Origin of the sequence: Streptococcus sp. 2021WUSS109, assembly GCF_044427305.1 — a bacterium.
GTDB lineage: Bacteria > Bacillota > Bacilli > Lactobacillales > Streptococcaceae > Streptococcus > Streptococcus suis.
Map to the genome: position 1 here is coordinate 18,138 of NZ_JAOTGF010000023.1, position 18,525 is coordinate 36,662.

Annotated in this window: 18 protein-coding genes and 1 pseudogene; 17 read left to right on the forward strand and 2 right to left on the reverse strand. The window is 41.0% G+C overall.

Annotated features, from left to right (window positions below; all coding sequences use genetic code 11):
• Window positions 1-107: 107 nt before the first annotated feature.
• Together ODU37_RS08805 and ODU37_RS08810 are read right to left on the reverse strand one after the other, a co-directional pair.
• Window positions 108-737 (reverse strand): alpha/beta fold hydrolase, encoded by a 630-nt coding sequence (locus ODU37_RS08805; RefSeq protein WP_002584987.1) that lies wholly within the window; start codon window positions 735-737, stop codon window positions 108-110.
• 25 nt (window positions 738-762) lie between these two features.
• Window positions 763-1,563: a helix-turn-helix domain-containing protein gene (locus ODU37_RS08810; protein WP_002584986.1), complete on the reverse strand. Its 801-nt coding sequence runs from the start codon at window positions 1,561-1,563 to the stop codon at window positions 763-765.
• 314 nt (window positions 1,564-1,877) lie between these two features.
• Between ODU37_RS08810 and ODU37_RS08815 the strand changes: the two genes are divergently transcribed.
• The 17 genes and pseudogenes from ODU37_RS08815 (at window position 1,878) to ODU37_RS08895 (ending at window position 18,122) form a co-directional block, all read left to right on the forward strand.
• The gene (locus tag ODU37_RS08815; protein ID WP_002584985.1) at window positions 1,878-2,291 is read left to right on the forward strand and encodes a cysteine-rich VLP domain-containing protein; all 414 of its coding nucleotides are present in this window, start codon (window positions 1,878-1,880) and stop codon (window positions 2,289-2,291) included.
• A 111-nt stretch (window positions 2,292-2,402) separates the two neighbouring features.
• A complete protein-coding gene (locus ODU37_RS08820; RefSeq protein ID WP_008395976.1) occupies window positions 2,403-2,798 on the forward strand; it encodes a replication initiator protein A in 396 nt (131 codons plus the stop codon).
• Window positions 2,799-2,982: 184 nt separating this feature from the next.
• The gene (gene mobV, locus ODU37_RS08825; RefSeq protein WP_002584983.1) at window positions 2,983-3,927 is read left to right on the forward strand and encodes a MobV family relaxase; all 945 of its coding nucleotides are present in this window, start codon (window positions 2,983-2,985) and stop codon (window positions 3,925-3,927) included.
• Between the two features lie 72 nt (window positions 3,928-3,999).
• The gene (locus ODU37_RS08830) at window positions 4,000-4,194 is read left to right on the forward strand and encodes a hypothetical protein (RefSeq protein WP_249562514.1); all 195 of its coding nucleotides are present in this window, start codon (window positions 4,000-4,002) and stop codon (window positions 4,192-4,194) included.
• A 145-nt stretch (window positions 4,195-4,339) separates the two neighbouring features.
• Window positions 4,340-5,917 carry a recombinase family protein gene (locus ODU37_RS08835; protein WP_071599205.1) on the forward strand — a complete coding sequence of 526 codons (1,578 nt, stop codon included), beginning with the start codon at window positions 4,340-4,342 and terminating at the stop codon, window positions 5,915-5,917.
• A 25-nt stretch (window positions 5,918-5,942) separates the two neighbouring features.
• Window positions 5,943-6,194 (forward strand): annotated as a pseudogene (locus tag ODU37_RS08840) (helix-turn-helix domain-containing protein); the annotation flags it as partial.
• Between the two features lie 84 nt (window positions 6,195-6,278).
• On the forward strand, window positions 6,279-7,394 hold the full coding sequence (gene ychF / locus ODU37_RS08845; RefSeq protein ID WP_248019125.1) for a redox-regulated ATPase YchF: 1,116 nt from the start codon (window positions 6,279-6,281) through the stop codon (window positions 7,392-7,394).
• Window positions 7,395-7,448: 54 nt separating this feature from the next.
• Complete coding sequence (pth, locus tag ODU37_RS08850; protein WP_248019126.1) at window positions 7,449-8,018, forward strand: aminoacyl-tRNA hydrolase; 570 nt, start codon at window positions 7,449-7,451, stop codon at window positions 8,016-8,018.
• A complete protein-coding gene (gene mfd, locus ODU37_RS08855) occupies window positions 8,018-11,512 on the forward strand; it encodes a transcription-repair coupling factor (protein WP_249562515.1) in 3,495 nt (1,164 codons plus the stop codon). The genes pth and mfd overlap by 1 nt, the downstream gene beginning before the upstream one ends.
• 49 nt (window positions 11,513-11,561) lie before the next feature.
• Window positions 11,562-11,834 carry an RNA-binding S4 domain-containing protein gene (locus ODU37_RS08860; RefSeq protein ID WP_248019128.1) on the forward strand — a complete coding sequence of 91 codons (273 nt, stop codon included), beginning with the start codon at window positions 11,562-11,564 and terminating at the stop codon, window positions 11,832-11,834.
• Complete coding sequence (locus ODU37_RS08865) at window positions 11,821-12,189, forward strand: septum formation initiator family protein (protein WP_004194327.1); 369 nt, start codon at window positions 11,821-11,823, stop codon at window positions 12,187-12,189. Before ODU37_RS08860 ends, ODU37_RS08865 begins: the two co-directional genes overlap by 14 nt.
• Window positions 12,186-12,299 (forward strand): SP_0009 family protein, encoded by a 114-nt coding sequence (locus tag ODU37_RS08870; protein ID WP_004194325.1) that lies wholly within the window; start codon window positions 12,186-12,188, stop codon window positions 12,297-12,299. Before ODU37_RS08865 ends, ODU37_RS08870 begins: the two co-directional genes overlap by 4 nt.
• Before the next feature lie 12 nt (window positions 12,300-12,311).
• Window positions 12,312-13,592 (forward strand): serine hydrolase, encoded by a 1,281-nt coding sequence (locus tag ODU37_RS08875; protein WP_248019129.1) that lies wholly within the window; start codon window positions 12,312-12,314, stop codon window positions 13,590-13,592.
• The gene (gene tilS, locus ODU37_RS08880; protein ID WP_248019130.1) at window positions 13,593-14,861 is read left to right on the forward strand and encodes a tRNA lysidine(34) synthetase TilS; all 1,269 of its coding nucleotides are present in this window, start codon (window positions 13,593-13,595) and stop codon (window positions 14,859-14,861) included.
• Between the two features lie 7 nt (window positions 14,862-14,868).
• Window positions 14,869-15,411 carry a hypoxanthine phosphoribosyltransferase gene (gene hpt, locus ODU37_RS08885; protein ID WP_012775463.1) on the forward strand — a complete coding sequence of 181 codons (543 nt, stop codon included), beginning with the start codon at window positions 14,869-14,871 and terminating at the stop codon, window positions 15,409-15,411.
• Window positions 15,412-15,432: 21 nt separating this feature from the next.
• Window positions 15,433-17,406 (forward strand): ATP-dependent zinc metalloprotease FtsH, encoded by a 1,974-nt coding sequence (gene ftsH, locus ODU37_RS08890; RefSeq protein ID WP_249562516.1) that lies wholly within the window; start codon window positions 15,433-15,435, stop codon window positions 17,404-17,406.
• Between the two features lie 245 nt (window positions 17,407-17,651).
• Complete coding sequence (locus ODU37_RS08895) at window positions 17,652-18,122, forward strand: sigma-70 family RNA polymerase sigma factor (RefSeq protein WP_024393242.1); 471 nt, start codon at window positions 17,652-17,654, stop codon at window positions 18,120-18,122.
• Window positions 18,123-18,525: the final 403 nt, after the last annotated feature.

The following is an 18,525-nucleotide window of genomic DNA, read 5'->3' on the forward strand; positions in this document are numbered from 1 at the left end:
GCGCATGAAATGCGCCGTTCATCTTGACCATTGACTGGCTCGGCTGGCTTTGCTATTTATTTTCTAAACTTTTATGCTTGTAGTTTTCGAGTTTCTTTCAGAATTGTTTAAGAATTTTTCAAATAGTATTCATTCAATATATCTGCTAAGGCTTTTGGATTTTCTTCATTGACAACATGGCCTGTATTCTCAATAATTTTCAATTCTGCGCTTCTAATACTTTGTGATAAGTAATCCGCTGATTTCATATTTGCACTGTCTTTCTTTCCGCAAAGAATTAAAGTGGGGCACTTAATATTTTTCACCCTATCACTGAAATCTAAATTCTTCATAGTGTCCCCTAAAGCAAATGTGTTCTTTTTATCAAATGCCATAGTTTCAAAAATAGATTTTGGTAAAAATCTGAAAATTATATTTTGAAAACTAAATGCTACTTTCGGGACTTTATATGGCGTTCCGATTAAAACTAATGTTTTCACTTTTTGCGGGAAATCCAAAGCAAAATTCAGAGCCAAAATACCACCTAATGAAAGACCGCATAAATGAATTTGTCCGTCAAATTCGTTACAATATTTTACAAATGAAGAATATAGATTTTCGTAGCTTGCCTCTTTCCCTTCAAGGATGGAGGATAAATTTGGACATACAATATCTTCGTTGTTTGTCATGTATGAAATTGTTTTTTCCCAACTTGTTGCTTTGTGTCCTGAGCCGTGAACAAATATTTTTGTTGCCATAAGTATCTCCTTTGAATTTTATGTTTTATTTTCCTGCCTGCTCAATCATCTTCTTCGCCAACTGCTGGAACAGGTCGGCAGTTTCTTTGTCCATCGGCGCAAGCTGTCCGATCTGTCCGGCTATCATCGCTGTTACATCGTCAATGGAAAGCGGGTTTTGTTTCTGCTCCGCCATAGTGTCCCGCATGGCTTGGAACATAGCGGCGGTCACAGCTTCTCCCGGCTGTTCCCCGTTGTCAATGTCTTTCTTAATGTCCCGCAGGATAGCAAGGAACACATTTTTGATTTTCTCTATCTCCGCTTCATGTTCCCCCATCTTCTGAGCGTTCAAAAGCTGTAAATCCTGCTTTGCTTCCGCCCGGTGTTCCGGGTGTTCTTTCATCAGGTCGGACAGGGAAGCCGTTGCCATCTCGATAAGCTGGTTTCGTGCCATTATCCCCTTTGCCGCCGTGTCCTGAAAATAAATCCGTATCAAATCTATCAGCTTGGGAAAATTCCTGTGTTCCAGTAAGCGATTGAGTATTTGCACATCAACAGCACCCGTCACAAGCCCCCTCACGGCTCCCTCGGACAAGCCTAATTCAGAAATATCGTAGCTTTTGCGGACGCTCACGGTAGACAAGCCCAGTATGTAGTCTGTCGATACCTTAAATTCCTTTGCCACACCTATGAGAATATCACTGCTGACCGTTCTCGTTTCGCCGCTGACAATGCGGCTCAACTGGGAAGCGGAAACGCCTATCTTCTCCGCAAGTTCCTTTTGTGTGATATGGTTTCCGTTGCATAAATCGGAAATCCGCTGTCCGGGTGTTCCGGGTAAAGCCATAGACACGCACCTCCTCCGCATACTTCCATTATACAGGATGATTGCAAAAATGCAATTTCCAAAGTGTAAACTTCATCAAAATGCAATTCTCGCAAAATTCCGGGGATTGCATTTTTTTCGTGTAGACTTAGGATAGTTCATCGATGGACAGCACCTTGAAAACAGAATGACCGTCCGAAAAGGAATACCCCGGCTGGGGAAGCACCGCAAGGAACCGGACTTCGGGACAAAATGTCCCGAAGCTGCGGGGAGCGTGCCAAAGCTGGAAATCCTTTCGGGGAAAACGGCAACGGAAAGCAAAATGGAGGGAACGCATGAGAAATAACCCCTATAAAGACTTGCCGCCGCTGGAACGCAGGCCGGACGGTTCCCTTTACCGCATGACACCGGCACAGAGGAAACAGGCGGCCAGCCTGATACGCCGGGAGTGCTGTTGCTGTGAGGACGGCAACTGCATTGTCCTTGACGATGGGGACACCTGCACCTGCCCGCAGACGGTTTCTTTCTCGGTCTGCTGTAAGTGGTTCCGCTGGGCGGTCTTGCCGCTGGACGGGACGCTGGAAGCGGAGATTTTCCGGGATAAGGACTTGAAACGCTGTGTGGTCTGCGGCGGTGTGTTCGTCCCCAAATCCAACCGGGCAAAATACTGCCCCGGCTGTGCCGCCAGAGTTCACAGGCGGCAGAAAACAGAAAGTGAACGGAAAAGGAGGTCTGCTGTGGACAGTTAGGAGCGAAAAAAGCCTTGATTTATCAGGCTTTGCAAGCCCCAAACCGGGGCAGGTGGTATAAAGTATCGCCCGCCCCGGAAAACGGGCTTCTAACCGTCCACAAAACGCACTATGACAAATACCATCTATATCCATCAGCCGGAAAAGGCGTTCAGCTTCACCCGGCTCCCGAATTTCCTCTTTGAAGCCCCCACATTCAAGCCCCTGTCCAACGAGGCAAAGGTTCTGTACACCTTTATCCTGCGCCGGACAGAGTTGTCCCGCAAGAATGGGTGGGCGGATGACTGCGGACGGATTTTCCTGTATTACCCCATCTGCGAGGTGGTTGACCTGCTCCACTGTGGGCGGCAGAAAGCGGTGAACACCCTGCGGGAACTGCAATACGCCGGACTGGTGGAAATCCAGAAGCAGGGCTGTGGAAAACCCAACCGCATTTTCCCAAAATCCTATGAAGCGGTTCCAAACACTGACTTCAAGAAATCCCGTTCTGGTACGCCGGAGGACTGAAAACCGTACCCATGAAGTACGGAAACCGCCCCTCTTGAAGTACGAAAACCGGACGGTATATAGAAATACAAAGATTAAAATGATTTATTTATATCCATTCCATTCCTATCGTATCAGAGATAATTCCGGCGGGATTTTCCCTGTGGAAAACCCCGGATAGGAAAGGAATGGGGAAAGGAGCAGAATGGCACAACACGCAATTTTGCGGTTTGAGAAGCACAAGGGCAACCCGGCAAGGCCGCTGGAAGCCCATCACGAAAGACAGAAAGAACAATACGCCAGCAACCCCGACATTGACACAAGCCGGAGTAAATACAACTTCCATATCGTCAAGCCGGAGGGACGCTATTACCACTTCATTCAGAGCCGTATCGAGCAGGCTGGATGCCGGACGAGGAAAGACAGCACACGGTTTGTCGATACGCTGATAACCGCCAGCCCGGAGTTCTTCAAGGGGAAATCCCCAAAAGAGATACAGGCGTTCTTCCAAAGGGCGGCAGATTTCCTCATTGGCCGGGTAGGACGGGAAAATATCGTGTCGGCGGTGGTACACATGGACGAGAAAACGCCCCACCTGCATTTGACCTTTGTTCCGCTGACAAAGGACAACCGCCTGTGCGCTAAGGAGATTATCGGCAACCGGGCAAACCTGACGAAGTGGCAGGACGATTTTCACGCCTATATGGTGGAGAAATATCCCGACTTGGAGCGTGGGGAAAGTGCCAGCAAGACAGGCCGGAAGCATATCCCCACCCGGATTTTCAAACAGGCGGTTTCCCTCTCCCGGCAGGCAAGAGCCATTGAAGCCGCCCTTGACGGCATTAACCCGCTGAACGCCGGAAAGAAAAAAGAGGAAGCCCTCTCCATGCTGAAAAAGTGGTTCCCGCAGATGGAGAACTTCTCCGGGCAACTGAAAAAGTACAAGGTCACAATCAATGACCTGTTGGCGGAGAATGAGAAGCTGGAAGCAAGGGCAAAGGCCAGCGAAAAAGGAAAGATGAAAGATACGATGGAACGGGCAAAGCTGAAAAGCGAACTGGACAATTTACAGCGGCTGGTTGACCGTATCCCGCCGGATATACTGGCGGAACTGAAACGTCAGCAGCGGCACACGGTAAAGGAAAGGTGATAGATATAAGCAGAAATTTTCGCCGCCTTTGTGCGGCATTGTACCTTGAAAACTGAATATGGAGGACACTGGATGGCAAAAAGCGAAAGCGATATTTTCACACCCCGGACAGGGCAGGTCATACAAGCAGAGAACGGCACGCAGTATTTTGTATGTGGGAACAACCGTATAAAAATCTCCGAACACTTCGCCGCAGGCGGGAAGCCCCTCGGTGATCTGATTGTAGATGTGGTGCGGCATACCGCAGAAAAAGCCGCTTTAACCTGATAGCCCATCATTGATAACACGCCCACGCTTATGATATAATTGCCATAGAGCAAAAGTATTGTAAGCGTGGGTTGTTTCTTTAGAAGGAGGATTTTTAACGGTGAAACAACCTTACAATACTACGATTTACAACACGGCGCTTTATATGAGATTGAGCCGGGACGATGAAAACTATGGTGACAGCGTAAGCATTGAAACACAGCGGACAATCCTGCAACAGTACGCAAAGGAACAGGGGCTTCATGTAGTCGGTGAGTATGTGGACGATGGCTGGTCGGGGACGAACTTTGAACGGCCGGATTTTCAGCGCATGATGGACGATATGGAAGCCGGAAAAGTAAACTGCATTGTCACGAAAGACCTGTCCCGTTTCGGGCGGGAACATGTGATGATGGACTACTATCTGGAATTTCTGTTCCCGGAGAAACGGGTTCGCTACATCGCCGTTGCGGAGAATGAGGACACAGAGAAAGGGCTTTCCGATTTTGTCCCGTTCAAAAACCTGTTCAATGAATGGTTTGCGAAAGATACAAGCCGCAAGGTAAAGGCCGCTTTCAAAGCAAAGTTTGCCACAGGACAGCGTATCGGCGCCTATGCTCCCATCGGGTACAGGAAACACCCGGAAATCAAAAACAAGCTGATAATCGACGAGGAAACCCGCTGGATAGTGGAGAAGATTTTTGACCTTGCTATTCATGGCAGAGGGGCGGCCAGTATCACAAGAATACTGATTGCGGAAAAGGTTCCCACACCGGGATTTATCAACTTCCAGCGTGACGGGACTTTTGCAAACATCTATGCGGGTGCGCCGGAGGAAAAAAGCTACGCATGGACGATAGCCCAGGTCAAGAGCATTATGAAAGACGAAACCTATATCGGCCATACCATTCATTACCGGGAAACGAACATTTCCTTTAAGAACAAGCGGAGGGTACGCAAGCCCCAAAGTGAATGGGTGCGGGTGGAGAACACGCAGGAGCCGATTATCAGCGAGCAGGTTTTCCGGCAGGTACAGGAGCAGATAGCAAACCGCCGCAGGAAGTGCAAGGATGGTACAACGCAGATTTTTTCCGGATTGGTAAAATGTGCGGATTGCGGCTGGTCGCTGTCCTATGGGGAGAACAGGCAGAACAGCAAGCCTTACGGCCATTATCATTGTAGCAAGTACGGGCAGGGCACACGCCAATGCTCCATGCACTATATCCGTTATGATGTGCTTTATGCCTATGTCCTCTCCCGTCTGCAATACTGGTCGGGGCTGGTACAGCATGATGAAGAACGGCTCTTGAAGCAGCTGTTAAATGCCACTGATAAGGGACAGGCTGCCGCAAGAAAGAAGCAGGCCGCAGAACTGAAAAAGGCAGAGAAGCGAAAAGCCGAAGTCGATACTTTGTTTGCCCGGATGTATGAGGACTGGGCGGCGGGGCGTATCACGGAATACAACTTCTCTATGCTGTCCGGGAAGTACCAAAGCGAACAGGCTGAACTGGACGAAAAGATTGAACAGCTTCAATCCGCTATCGCCACTGAAAGCCAGAACGCCGTAGACGCAGAAAAATGGATTGCCTTGATGAAAGAGTGCGTCAATCCAACAGAACTGACCGCCGAACTTTTGAATATGCTGATTGAAAAAATCGTTGTCCATGAAGCGGTCAAAGGTGAGGACGGAAGCCGGGAACAGGAGGTAGAAATCTTCTACCGCTTTATCGGCAAAATTGATTGAATGATACCAATATCTTTAACTATGTGATACCGGTGAAGCAACGCCAGATATTGACAAACTGGTCCAGCTGGCAGAAATCTTTGGTGTTAGTCTGGATTATCTGGTTTTAGGAAAAGAGCCTGAGAAGGAAATTGTTGTGGAACAACGAGGAAAAATAAATGTTTGGGAATACTTGAACGAAGAATCCAAACGACAGCTTACAAGAGGAGATTTTATCTTTCTCATTCTTTGTTTCATTGTCTTCTTATGTGCAATGTTTATTCAGCATTATTTTTAACGAAGCTTGCCAAACAACAAGCTTTTTCTCTACTTTTCTGCTATAATAGTCATGATTGAATTTTTAATTGGAGAGTAAAAAAACATGGCTTTAACAGCAGGAATCGTAGGTTTACCTAACGTAGGTAAATCAACCTTATTTAATGCAATTACAAAGGCAGGAGCAGAGGCTGCAAACTACCCTTTCGCGACTATTGATCCAAACGTCGGCATGGTGGAAGTGCCCGATGAACGTTTGCAGAAATTGACAGAACTCATCACCCCTAAAAAGACAGTCCCAACGACTTTTGAATTTACCGATATTGCCGGTATCGTAAAAGGTGCTTCTAAAGGTGAGGGACTTGGAAACAAATTCTTGGCCAATATCCGTGAGGTTGATGCGATTGTCCACGTTGTGCGTGCCTTTGACGATGAAAATGTCATGCGTGAACAAGGCCGTGAAGACGCCTTTGTGGACCCAATCGCAGATATTGATACCATTAACCTAGAATTGATTTTGGCGGACCTGGAGAGCATCAATAAACGTTATGCGCGTGTAGAAAAAATGGCACGTACGCAAAAAGACAAAGATTCTGTCGCAGAATTTGCAGTCCTTGAAAAAATCAAACCTGTCTTGGAAGACGGAAAATCTGCCCGTACGGTTGACTTCACCGATGAAGAACAAAAAATCGTCAAGCAACTCTTCCTCTTGACCACCAAGCCAGTCCTCTATGTTGCCAACGTCGATGAAGACAAGGTAGCAGATCCTGATTCTATCAGTTATGTTCAGCAAATCCGTGACTTTGCAGCAACAGAAAATGCAGAAGTGGTGGTGATTTCTGCGCGTGCTGAAGAGGAAATTTCAGAACTCGACGATGAAGACAAGGTTGAATTTTTAGAAGCCCTTGGTTTGACAGAATCTGGTGTGGACAAGTTGACCCGTGCAGCCTACCACTTACTTGGACTTGGTACCTACTTTACAGCAGGGGAAAAAGAAGTGCGTGCTTGGACCTTCAAGCGTGGCATGAAAGCTCCTCAGTGTGCTGGTATTATCCACTCAGACTTCGAAAAAGGCTTTATCCGTGCCGTTACCATGTCATACGATGATTTAATGACCTACGGCTCTGAGAAGGCTGTTAAAGAAGCTGGACGCCTTCGTGAAGAAGGAAAAGAGTATGTGGTTCAAGATGGGGACATCATGGAGTTCCGCTTTAACGTCTAATAGAAAATTAGGTTGGAAAGCATTTTCCAGCCTTTTGGTATGTAAGGAGAAAAAATGACACTATTGATCATCGGTCTCGGAAATCCCGGAGACCGCTATTTTGAAACCAAGCACAATGTCGGCTTTATGCTGCTGGATAAGATTGCTAAACGTGAAAATGTGACCTTTAGTCACGATAAAATTTTCCAAGCGGACATTGCTACTACCTTTATTGACGGAGAAAAAATCTATCTAGTAAAGCCAACGACCTTCATGAACGAATCAGGTAAGGCTGTCCATGCCTTAATGACTTATTATGGTCTGGATGCAACTGATATTTTAGTAGCTTATGACGACTTGGACATGGCTGTAGGAAAAATCCGTTTCCGTCAAAAAGGATCAGCTGGTGGCCACAATGGTATCAAATCCATTGTCAAGCATATTGGAACCCAGGAATTTGACCGTATCAAGATTGGTATTGGGCGTCCTAAAGGAAAAATGAGCGTTGTAAACCATGTCTTGTCTGGTTTTGATATAGAGGACCGTATTGAAATCGACTTAGCACTAGATAAACTTGACAAGGCTGTCAACGTATATCTCGAAGAAGATGATTTTGATACAGTAATGAGAAAGTTTAACGGATAATGAATATACTCGATTTACTTCACAAGAACAAGCAAATCAATCAGTGGCAGTCTGGCTTAAACAAGTCAACTCGCCAACTACTATTAGGACTCACTGGAACCAGTAAGTCATTAGTCATGGCGACTGCCTATGATTGTTTGGCCGAAAAGATTATGATTGTGACTGCTACTCAAAATGATGCTGAGAAATTAGTTGCAGATTTAGCAGCCATTATTGGAAGTGAGAATGTTTACAACTTTTTTACAGATGATAGTCCTATTGCCGAGTTTGTTTTTGCGTCAAAAGAACGGACTCAATCAAGGATTGACAGTTTAAATTTCTTGACAGATTCTACCAGTTCAGGAATTTTAGTTGCTAGTATGGCTGCTTGTCGGGGCTTATTGCCGAGTCCTGAGACTTATAAAGGTTCTAAAATACAGCTTGAAGTTGGTCAAGAAATAGAAGTTGACAAACTTGTAAAGAATCTTGTCAACATCGGCTACAAAAAAGTGTCTCGTGTATTAACCCAGAGAGAATTTAGCCAACGAGGTGATATTCTAGATATTTTTGACATGCAAGCAGAAACTCCTTACCGAATAGAATTTTTTGGAGATGAGATTGATGGCATTCGTATCTTTGATGTTGACAGTCAAAAATCCTTAGAAAATCTAGACGAAATCTCGATCTCTCCAGCTTCCGATATCATTTTGTCTTCGGAAGACTATAGTAGAGCTAGCCAATACATTCAGACAGCTATTGAACAATCGACCCTAGAGGAGCAACAGTCTTACTTACGAGAAGTCTTAGCTGATATGCAGATGGAGTACCGGCATCCAGATTTGCGTAAATTCTTGTCCTGTATCTATGAACAATCATGGACATTGTTGGATTACTTGCCAAAGAGTTCTCCCTTATTTTTGGATGATTTTCATAAAATCGCTGATAAGCAGGCCAAATTTGAAAAAGAAATTGCAGACTTGTTGACAGATGATTTACAGAAGGGTAAAACAGTGTCAAGTTTGAAATATTTTGCCTCAACTTACGCTGAATTGAGAAAATACAAACCTGCCACCTTCTTTTCAAGTTTTCAAAAAGGTTTAGGCAATGTAAAGTTTGATGCTCTTTACCAATTCACACAGCATCCTATGCAGGAGTTTTTCCACCAGATTCCACTGTTAAAAGATGAATTGACTCGGTATGCGAAATCAAACAATACCGTTGTTATTCAAGCGAGTTCTGATGTAAGTTTACAGACTTTACAGAAAACTTTACAAGAGTATGATATCCATCTTCCAGTACATGCAGCAGATAAGTTAGTAGAAGGTCAGCAACAGGTTACGATTGGTCAGTTAGTTTCAGGTTTTCATTTGATGGATGAGAAACTAGTTTTCATCACTGAAAAAGAGATTTTCAATAAGAAAATGAAGCGTAAGACACGTAGAACCAATATTTCTAATGCTGAACGTATTAAGGACTATAGTGAATTAGCAGTTGGTGACTATGTTGTTCACCATGTTCATGGTATCGGTCAATACTTAGGAATTGAGACTATTGAAATTTCAGGCATTCATCGTGATTATTTAACGGTTCAATATCAAAACTCCGATCGCATTTCTATTCCTGTAGAACAAATTGATCTTCTCTCCAAATACTTAGCGTCTGATGGGAAAGCTCCAAAAGTTAATAAACTAAACGATGGCCGGTTCCAACGAACTAAGCAAAAAGTTCAGAAGCAAGTGGAGGATATTGCAGATGATTTGATTAAGCTTTATGCGGAGCGTAGTCAGCTGAAAGGCTTTGCCTTTTCACCAGACGATGAGAATCAGATTGAGTTTGACAACTACTTTACACATGTGGAAACCGACGACCAACTTCGTTCCATTGATGAAATCAAACAAGATATGGAAAAAGACTCTCCAATGGATCGTTTGCTGGTAGGAGATGTCGGCTTTGGTAAGACAGAGGTAGCTATGCGCGCTGCTTTCAAAGCAGTCAATGATGGCAAGCAAGTAGCTATTCTTGTACCTACGACTGTTTTAGCCCAGCAACACTATGCTAATTTCCAAGAACGGTTTGCAGAATTTCCCGTCAATGTGGATGTTATGAGTCGTTTTAAAACAAAGGCAGAGCAGGAAAAAACACTTGAGAAGTTGAAAAAAGGCCAAGTTGACATCTTGATTGGTACCCATCGCCTTCTATCAAAAGATGTTGTTTTTGCTGATTTAGGTTTACTGGTTATTGACGAAGAGCAACGGTTTGGTGTCAAGCATAAGGAACGCTTGAAGGAACTGAAAAAGAAAATAGATGTCCTAACCTTGACTGCAACTCCGATTCCTCGGACATTGCAAATGTCCATGTTGGGAATCCGTGACTTATCAGTAATTGAGACTCCACCGACAAATCGCTATCCTGTACAAACTTATGTGATGGAAACAAATCCTTCCGTTATCCGAGATGCAATGCTTCGAGAGATAGATCGCGGAGGTCAGGTTTACTATCTTTACAATAAAGTTGACACCATTGAACAGAAAGTGTCTGAATTAAAAGAATTGGTTCCAGAAGCTACTATAGGATACGTCCATGGACAAATGTCGGAGATCCAATTAGAAAATACTCTCTATGCCTTTGTAGAGGGTGAGTATGATATTCTAGTGACCACAACAATCATCGAAACAGGTGTTGATATTCCAAATGCTAATACACTGTTTATTGAAAATGCAGATCATATGGGACTGTCAACTCTTTATCAACTTAGAGGACGTGTTGGCCGTTCCAGTCGGATTGCCTATGCCTATCTCATGTACCGTCCAGACAAGTCCTTGACAGAAGTAGCTGAAAAACGCTTGGAAGCCATTAAGGGCTTTACAGAACTAGGATCAGGTTTCAAGATTGCCATGCAAGATTTGTCCATTCGTGGTGCGGGAAATATTTTAGGTGCTGCTCAGTCAGGTTTTATTGATTCTGTGGGATATGAGATGTATTCACAATTGCTGGAACAAGCTATCTTGGAAAAACAAGGTAAGGCAACCCAACGTCAGAAGAGTAATTCAGAGGTCAATTTACAGATTGATGCCTATTTATCAAGTGATTATATTGGTGATCAGCGACAAAAAATTGAAATTTACAAGCGTATAAAGAATATTGACAGTCGTGTAAACTATCAAGAATTACAGGAAGAATTGATTGACCGTTTTGGAGAGTATCCTGATGTAGTAGCCTACTTGCTTGAAATCGGTCTATTGAAGTCATTTTTAGACCAAGTTTTCTGTCATACAGTTCTTAGACGACAACATCAAGTGACAGTAACATTCGAACCTATGGCTGGTCAAATTTTCCTAACGCAAGATTACTTTGAAGCTTTATCTGTGACAAATTTGAAAGCTCAGATAACGGAAAATAAAGGAAAACTAGCTGTTATGTTTAACATTCAACAGAAAAAAGAATATGAAATATTAGAGGAATTGATTTCTTTTGCCGAAAAATTAAAAGAAATTAAAGCAAGGAAGGCAGAATAAATTTCTCAAATACCTTGAAAAATGGTAAAATAGTGAACTGAGGTAAAGTATGAGACTAGATAAATATTTGAAAGTATCCCGCATTATCAAGCGTCGAACAGTTGCGAAGGAAGTTGCCGATAAAGGACGAATAAAAGTCAATAGGATTTTGGCGAAATCTTCAACAGATTTAAAAGTAAATGATCAGGTTGAAATCCAATTTGGTAATAAACTACTCACTGTAAAAGTACTTGAAATGAAAGATTCGACTAAAAAAGAAGACGCACTGAAAATGTATGAAATTATCAGTGAAAAAAGGATAGAAAAAGATGAAGAAATCTAAAATTCTACAACTGAATAATGCCTTTATTCAGTCGGAGCGTAAAAAAACTCAGCATCAATTGGCAGAACGCCAACAAAAAAATCGTTTTATGGGTGCAATTCTCATTCTAGTTATCTTTCTTTTTATGTTGCCTGCCTATAATCTTGTTGGGACTTACACTAATATTCAGCAGCAGGAAAAGAAACTTGCTGAATTGGAAAAAAATTACGAAGAACTGACCAAAGAACAGAAGCAGGAAGCAGAGATGGTTGCAAAATTGAAAAATGAGGAATACGCAGCAAAGTATGTTCGGGCTAAGTATCAATACTCTAAAGAAGGGGAATTTGTCTACAATATTCCAGGGTTACCAAAATGACCGAATCTATTTTTAAAATTGTAGAGCAATTTTTACAGCATTCTGATGAAAAATTAGAAGAGTTGAATCAAAAGAATAGAGAATTAAAGTTAGAAGAAAATGAATCGTAGAAAGGAGGGAGTATGCAGAAAAAACTGCTCGTATGGTTATTGCCAGTTTTGTTTGGATGGCAGGTGGTCGATAGTACAGAAATACCATTTGAACTCACAGCGCAAGAAGAATACGAATTGACTCATACTATCTATGATCAGTATTTTCAAACTATCCCTCAAAACCCAAATATTTTTCAAACTGAGAATCTTTATTCGGATGAAGAACTGACTATAGCAGGTGGACAATTACAGCCGAACCAACATTTTTCTATTACGGATATTCTAGTCAATAGCAAAAAAGAATTGGTTTTCCAAATAGATGACAAGGGCTACATTCTTGCAAGTAGGCATCTACTATTTGATGATGTAATTGTTACAGAAACGACTGTTGAGCAAACTTATTGGACAAAAAAAGGTTTCACATTGTTAACCTCACCAATTGCTAACGAAGCTACGGAAATAAAAAATGATTTACAACCCTATCAAGCTGTTATGGTTTCTAAAATCGTAACAACTTCCCTAGGTGATTTTGCCTATGTTACAGATAAAGGTTGGACTGCAGTAAATAATCTTTCTAAAACGGATAATAGAGTAGAAGCTGTTCAAGAGTTGTTGACTAACAAATATTCCAAAGATACTATTGGTATATATGTGAAACAATTGTCAACAGGTCAAACTGCAGGTGTAAATCAAGAGAAACTATTCTATTCTGCCAGCATTGCTAAATTACCAATTCTTTATTACGTTCAAGAGCAACTGAATGCTGGGTATATTGATTTGACTACTAAAGTGAAATATACAGCCGAATCTATATCCTTCCCAGGAGCTTATGTTGCTGGAGGAAGTGGTTCACTGTCAAAAACTCCTGACAACAAAGATTATTCAGTGGAAGAATTGATCAATAAGACTGCTAAAGAGTCAGATAATGTAGCTAGTAATTTACTTTCTTATTATGTAGCTAATAAATTCGATTCCAATTTTTATCAAGTAATAACTGCTAAAACAGGTAGTGAGTGGAGTATGGTTACACGTGAAACTTCAGCTGAGATCGCAGGGAAAATGATGGAAGCCTTATATATTCAAAATGGCTATGTGCTAGAAAGTTTGTTATCTACTCAATTTGATAATCAACGTATTTCGAAAGACATCTCAGTTCCAGTTGCTCATAAAATTGGCGATGCAGATGATGTCAAACACGATGTAGCGATTGTTTACGCAGGGTCTCCTTTTGTTTTATCTATTTTTACAGATAAATCAAATTATGATGAGATTACACAAATTGCAAATGATATTTACGGGATTTTAAAGTAAATGAAAGATAGATTTTTAAAAGTGACACTGGATGGTCACTTTTTTGATAAACATAAGAAAGTACTAGTAGCCGTATCTGGTGGGTTAGATTCTATGAACCTATTCCATCTTTTATACGAATGCAAACAAGTGTTAGGGATTGAACTTGGAATTGCCCATATTAATCATGGACAGAGAGAAGAATCTGTCATTGAGGAAAAATATCTTAGACAGTTAGCAGAAGAAAGTAATGTTCCCTTTTATCTTTCCTATTTTGAAGGTGTTTTTTCAGAAGAAGCGGCGCGAAAATGGCGTTATGGATTTTTTGCTACAATCATGGAGAAGGAAGGCTACACTGCACTAGTGACAGCCCACCATGCAGATGATCAAGCAGAAACTGTCTTTATGCGATTGATTAGAGGAGGGCGTTTACGTCACTTATCAGCAATTCAAACGATTCAGCCTTTTGCAACAGGGGAACTTATTCGACCACTTTTATCTTTTAAAAAGGCAGATTTTGAAAAGCTATTTCATTTTGAAGATTCTAGCAATGCAGATTTCAAATATTTTCGAAATAGAGTCAGAAATGACTATTTACCAAAGTTAAAACAGGAAAATCCTAAAATCGAACTTACTCTCAATAATCTTGCAGTTGATACAAATAATCTATTTCAAGCGCTAAGAGATTTGACACAGGATTTATCCGTTACAGATGTGATGAGTTTTCAACAACAGACACCTGCGGTACAAAGTTATCTATTAGAGGAATATTTGGAAAAATTTCCTGATTTACAGCTCTCTCGTCCACAATTTAATGAAGTATTACACATCTTGCGTTCAAAAGCTAACTACTATCATTTATTGAAAAATGATTACATGCTAGAAAAGGATTATCATCGTTTTCAAATTTATAAAATAGGACCAGAGACGGATAGTCAACCAGAAAAAATCATGATAGAATCAGAGGGGATTTTTTCTTATGGTTCATATATTTTTTCTCTCAATCATCCTTTGGAAGAAGCGGATAGTATTTTATATTTTCCTACAGAAAATCCAATTGTAGTGAGGAGAAGGCAGGCTGGGGATACCATTTTAATAAACGGAGTAAATAAAAAACTCCGCCGTTGGTTTATTGATAATAAAATCTCACAGAAAGTTCGACAAAATGCGCTTATTATCGAGCAGAATGGAGAAATTTATGGAATTACGAATCTTGTTAGCAGTGATTTGAGTAAATCAGTAAAAAATGATATAATTAAAGCTACCTTATATATAAAAATGAAAGAGTAGAACAACTATGTTGGACAAAGATATTAAGAAAATTCTTGTTTCAGAAGAAGAAATCGTTGCAAAATGCAAAGAACTCGGTCAAATTCTAGCAACAGACTATGCAGATAAGAATCCTATTCTTGTAGGAATTTTAAAAGGTTCTATCCCATTTATGGCAGAATTAATGAAACATATTGATGCCCATGTAGAAACGGATTATATGGTTGTTTCTAGCTACCATGGCGGAACGGAGAGTTGTGGTACCGTTAAGATTATCAAGGATTTGGACAATAGTGTTGCAGGTCGACATATCATCTTCGTAGAGGATATTATTGACACTGGTCGCACATTAAAAGAATTGAAAGAACTCTTTGCTTTGCGTCAGGCAGCTTCTATTAAAATTGCCACTCTTCTTGATAAACCAGAAGGTCGTGTTGTTGAAATCGAGCCAGACTACACTTGCTTTACTATTCCAAATGAATTTGTAGTTGGATTTGGCTTAGATTATGATGAAAATTATCGTAATCTTCCTTATGTTGGTGTACTCAAAGAGGAAGTTTACACAAAATAGAAAAAGGTTTCCTACTATATTATGAACAATCAACCAAATAAAGGATTTATAAAAAATCCTTTTCTCATTATTCTCGTTATTGCCACTATTGTTACAGCCTTTCAATTTTTTAACGCTGGTCAGCAAGTAGCAACTCAAGAAATCAGTTATTCACAAGTAGTAACTGAATTGAAAAATAATAATGTATCTGAAATTACTTATCAACCAAATTCAAGTGTTATTGAAATTACTGGTAAGTACAAAACAGAACAGGAAGCTAAAGATGAGTTAGCTTCATCTATTAAGTTATTCCAAGTTTCTAGTAAAGTTAAGTATAAAAACTTTAAGTCGCTAATTTTACCGTCAGAAACGAATTTGTCAGAGCTACAAGCTCTTGCAAATGAAAATGGAGTAAAGGTTACTATTAAACCTGAAAGTTCTAATGGACTATGGTTGAACATTATCTTTAATTTGTTGCCACTTGTTATTGCTGGTGTATTCTTCATGATGATGATGAACCAGGGTGGTGGTGGAGCACGTGGTGCAATGAACTTTGGACGGAATAAAGCTAAAGCTTTGGAACAAAGTAACATCAAGGTACGTTTCTCAGATGTAGCAGGTGCAGAGGAAGAAAAACAAGAATTAGTTGAAGTTGTTGAATTTTTGAAGGATCCAAAACGCTTTACTAAACTTGGAGCACGTATTCCAGCAGGTGTGCTACTAGAGGGTCCTCCAGGAACCGGTAAAACCTTGCTTGCCAAAGCAGTAGCGGGTGAAGCGGGTGTACCATTCTTCTCCATTTCTGGTTCAGATTTTGTTGAAATGTTTGTTGGTGTCGGTGCCAGCCGTGTTCGTTCATTATTTGAAGATGCAAAAAAAGCAGCACCAGCCATTATTTTCATCGATGAAATCGATGCTGTCGGTCGCCAACGTGGTGTCGGCATGGGTGGCGGTAACGATGAACGTGAACAAACCCTCAACCAACTCTTAATTGAAATGGATGGTTTTGAAGGGAACGAAGGGATTATTGTCATTGCCGCAACCAACCGTAGTGATGTTTTAGACCCTGCCCTTCTTCGTCCAGGTCGTTTTGACCGTAAAGTATTGGTTGGTCGTCCGGATGTTAAAGGACGTGAAGCAATACTTAAAGTTCATGCGAAGAATAAACCACTAGCAGCAGATGTAGATTTGAAATTAGTAGCACAACAAACACCAGGATTTGTTGGTGCAGATTTAGAGAATGTTCTTAACGAAGCAGCCCTTGTAGCTGCACGTCGAAACAAGACTGTCATTGATGCTTCAGATATTGACGAAGCAGAAGATCGTGTTATTGCAGGTCCATCTAAGAAAGACCGTCAAGTTTCAGCCAAAGAACGCGAAATCGTTGCCTACCATGAAGCTGGTCATACGATTGTCGGCCTTGTCTTGTCAAATGCACGTGAAGTTCACAAAGTAACAATTGTTCCCCGCGGTCGCGCAGGTGGATACATGATTGCCCTTCCTAAAGAAGATCAAATGCTTCTTTCTAAAGAAGATATGAAGGAGCAATTGGCTGGGCTTATGGGTGGTCGTGTTGCGGAAGAAATTATTTTTAATATACAGACCACAGGAGCATCAAACGACTTCGAACAAGCAACGCAGATGGCGCGTGCTATGGTTGCAGAATATGGTATGAGTGACAAAATGGGACCAATGCAGTATGAAGGTAGTCATGCTATGTTTGGTGGCCAGACAACTCATAAACACATTTCAGAACAAACTGCTTACGAATTAGATAATGAAGTACGTGATCTGTTAAATGAAGCACGCAATAAAGCAGCTGAAATTATTCAGTCTAATCGTGAAACTCATAAACTAATCGCAGAAGCATTGCTCAAATACGAAACCCTAGACAGTGTTCAGATCAAATCTCTGTATGAAACAGGCAAAATGCCAGAGAATATTGAACACGATGACGAAGATGTTCATCCCCTTTCTTATGAAGAAGTAAAAGAAAAAATTAATACGAAAGAGTAGTATAAAAATAGTCTGGGCAAGACATTCCATAACGGATCTGCCCTCACTCTCAACCACTAAAATAACCACAAAGCCTTCGCTAAGTACATAATCTTGGCGAAGGCTTTTTTACATGCTACACATCAGAAACAGGGTATTTACAAGAGCCAAAAGAAAAATCAAATAAAGTAAGCTAGACAAAAATGTCCTGTAGAAAGGCAGCACTTTTCGATAAACTTAAACCATCAACAAAAGGAGATTAAGAAATGGAATTCGAAAAAGTGTACGCAAGTGTCAAAGGTATTGTAAACAAGGCTCGAAAAGAGTTTTACATTAAACTATGGGATCGAGATGATTGGGAACAAGAAGGAATGATGACCTTGTTTGAATTGTTGGAAGATCAACCGTGGCTAGTTGATGAACAAGTTCAATTATATTGTTATTTCAAAGTCAAGTTCAGAAATCGAATCAAGGATCGTATCCGCAAACAGGAAAGTCAAAAACGCAAGTTTGACCGTATGCCACATGAAGATATTCACGAATTATCTCACGCAATACAATCACCGGGATTGATAAACGATGAACTATTAATGCTGAGAGGTGCCTTGAGAGATTATCGAAAAAATCTGAGCAATGATCAACTTGATAAATACGAAAAATTAATTAGCGGACAATGTTTTAATGGTCGTCGTGAAATGATACGTGATTTACAAATTCATTTGAAAGACTTTCGCTAAAGCTAGTCACTAACATTATGTTAATCGAATTAAGAAATTGGGCAGAAGTATCATAAAAAGTTCTGTTCAGTTTCTTTTTCTTTTTATATAGGTTATAGCAAAGAGAAGAAGGAATAGGAGAAAAAACAAATTTCAAGTTGAAATTAGCCAATAGTAACCTAAGTGCCTGATTGACTGATTCAGCGATATTATTTGAAATTAACCTTATGCTTTAGTATCTACATAGAACTTTCAGTGTAAAAAAACAAAAAACTGGTTGACAATGTGTATAAGTCGTGATAGAATAAATGAGTTGTCTCTTGAGGGGCTAGTCAGTAGCGGAATGAAAAAAAGTTTCGAAAAAGTGTTGACAAGTTCAGTAGAAGATGATAGAATGATTGAGTTGTCTCTTGAGGGACTAGTC

Bases quoted from the DNA above. Each gene is read 5' to 3' on its own strand.
- ftsH (WP_249562516.1), top strand. From the start codon at position 15,433: ATGAACAATCAACCAAATAAAGGATTTATAAAAAATCCTTTTCTCATT.
- mobV (WP_002584983.1), top strand. From the start codon at position 2,983: ATGGCACAACACGCAATTTTGCGGTTTGAGAAGCACAAGGGCAACCCG.
- ODU37_RS08830 (WP_249562514.1), top strand. From the start codon at position 4,000: ATGGCAAAAAGCGAAAGCGATATTTTCACACCCCGGACAGGGCAGGTC.
- ODU37_RS08895 (WP_024393242.1), top strand. From the start codon at position 17,652: ATGGAATTCGAAAAAGTGTACGCAAGTGTCAAAGGTATTGTAAACAAG.
- hpt (WP_012775463.1), top strand. From the start codon at position 14,869: ATGTTGGACAAAGATATTAAGAAAATTCTTGTTTCAGAAGAAGAAATC.
- ODU37_RS08815 (WP_002584985.1), top strand. From the start codon at position 1,878: ATGAGAAATAACCCCTATAAAGACTTGCCGCCGCTGGAACGCAGGCCG.
- ychF (WP_248019125.1), top strand. From the start codon at position 6,279: ATGGCTTTAACAGCAGGAATCGTAGGTTTACCTAACGTAGGTAAATCA.
- ODU37_RS08835 (WP_071599205.1), top strand. From the start codon at position 4,340: ATGAGATTGAGCCGGGACGATGAAAACTATGGTGACAGCGTAAGCATT.
- ODU37_RS08865 (WP_004194327.1), top strand. From the start codon at position 11,821: ATGAAGAAATCTAAAATTCTACAACTGAATAATGCCTTTATTCAGTCG.
- ODU37_RS08875 (WP_248019129.1), top strand. From the start codon at position 12,312: ATGCAGAAAAAACTGCTCGTATGGTTATTGCCAGTTTTGTTTGGATGG.
- ODU37_RS08810 (WP_002584986.1), bottom strand. From the start codon at position 1,563: ATGGCTTTACCCGGAACACCCGGACAGCGGATTTCCGATTTATGCAAC.
- ODU37_RS08860 (WP_248019128.1), top strand. From the start codon at position 11,562: ATGAGACTAGATAAATATTTGAAAGTATCCCGCATTATCAAGCGTCGA.
- tilS (WP_248019130.1), top strand. From the start codon at position 13,593: ATGAAAGATAGATTTTTAAAAGTGACACTGGATGGTCACTTTTTTGAT.
- ODU37_RS08820 (WP_008395976.1), top strand. From the start codon at position 2,403: ATGACAAATACCATCTATATCCATCAGCCGGAAAAGGCGTTCAGCTTC.
- ODU37_RS08805 (WP_002584987.1), bottom strand. From the start codon at position 737: ATGGCAACAAAAATATTTGTTCACGGCTCAGGACACAAAGCAACAAGT.
- ODU37_RS08870 (WP_004194325.1), top strand. From the start codon at position 12,186: ATGACCGAATCTATTTTTAAAATTGTAGAGCAATTTTTACAGCATTCT.
- mfd (WP_249562515.1), top strand. From the start codon at position 8,018: ATGAATATACTCGATTTACTTCACAAGAACAAGCAAATCAATCAGTGG.
- pth (WP_248019126.1), top strand. From the start codon at position 7,449: ATGACACTATTGATCATCGGTCTCGGAAATCCCGGAGACCGCTATTTT.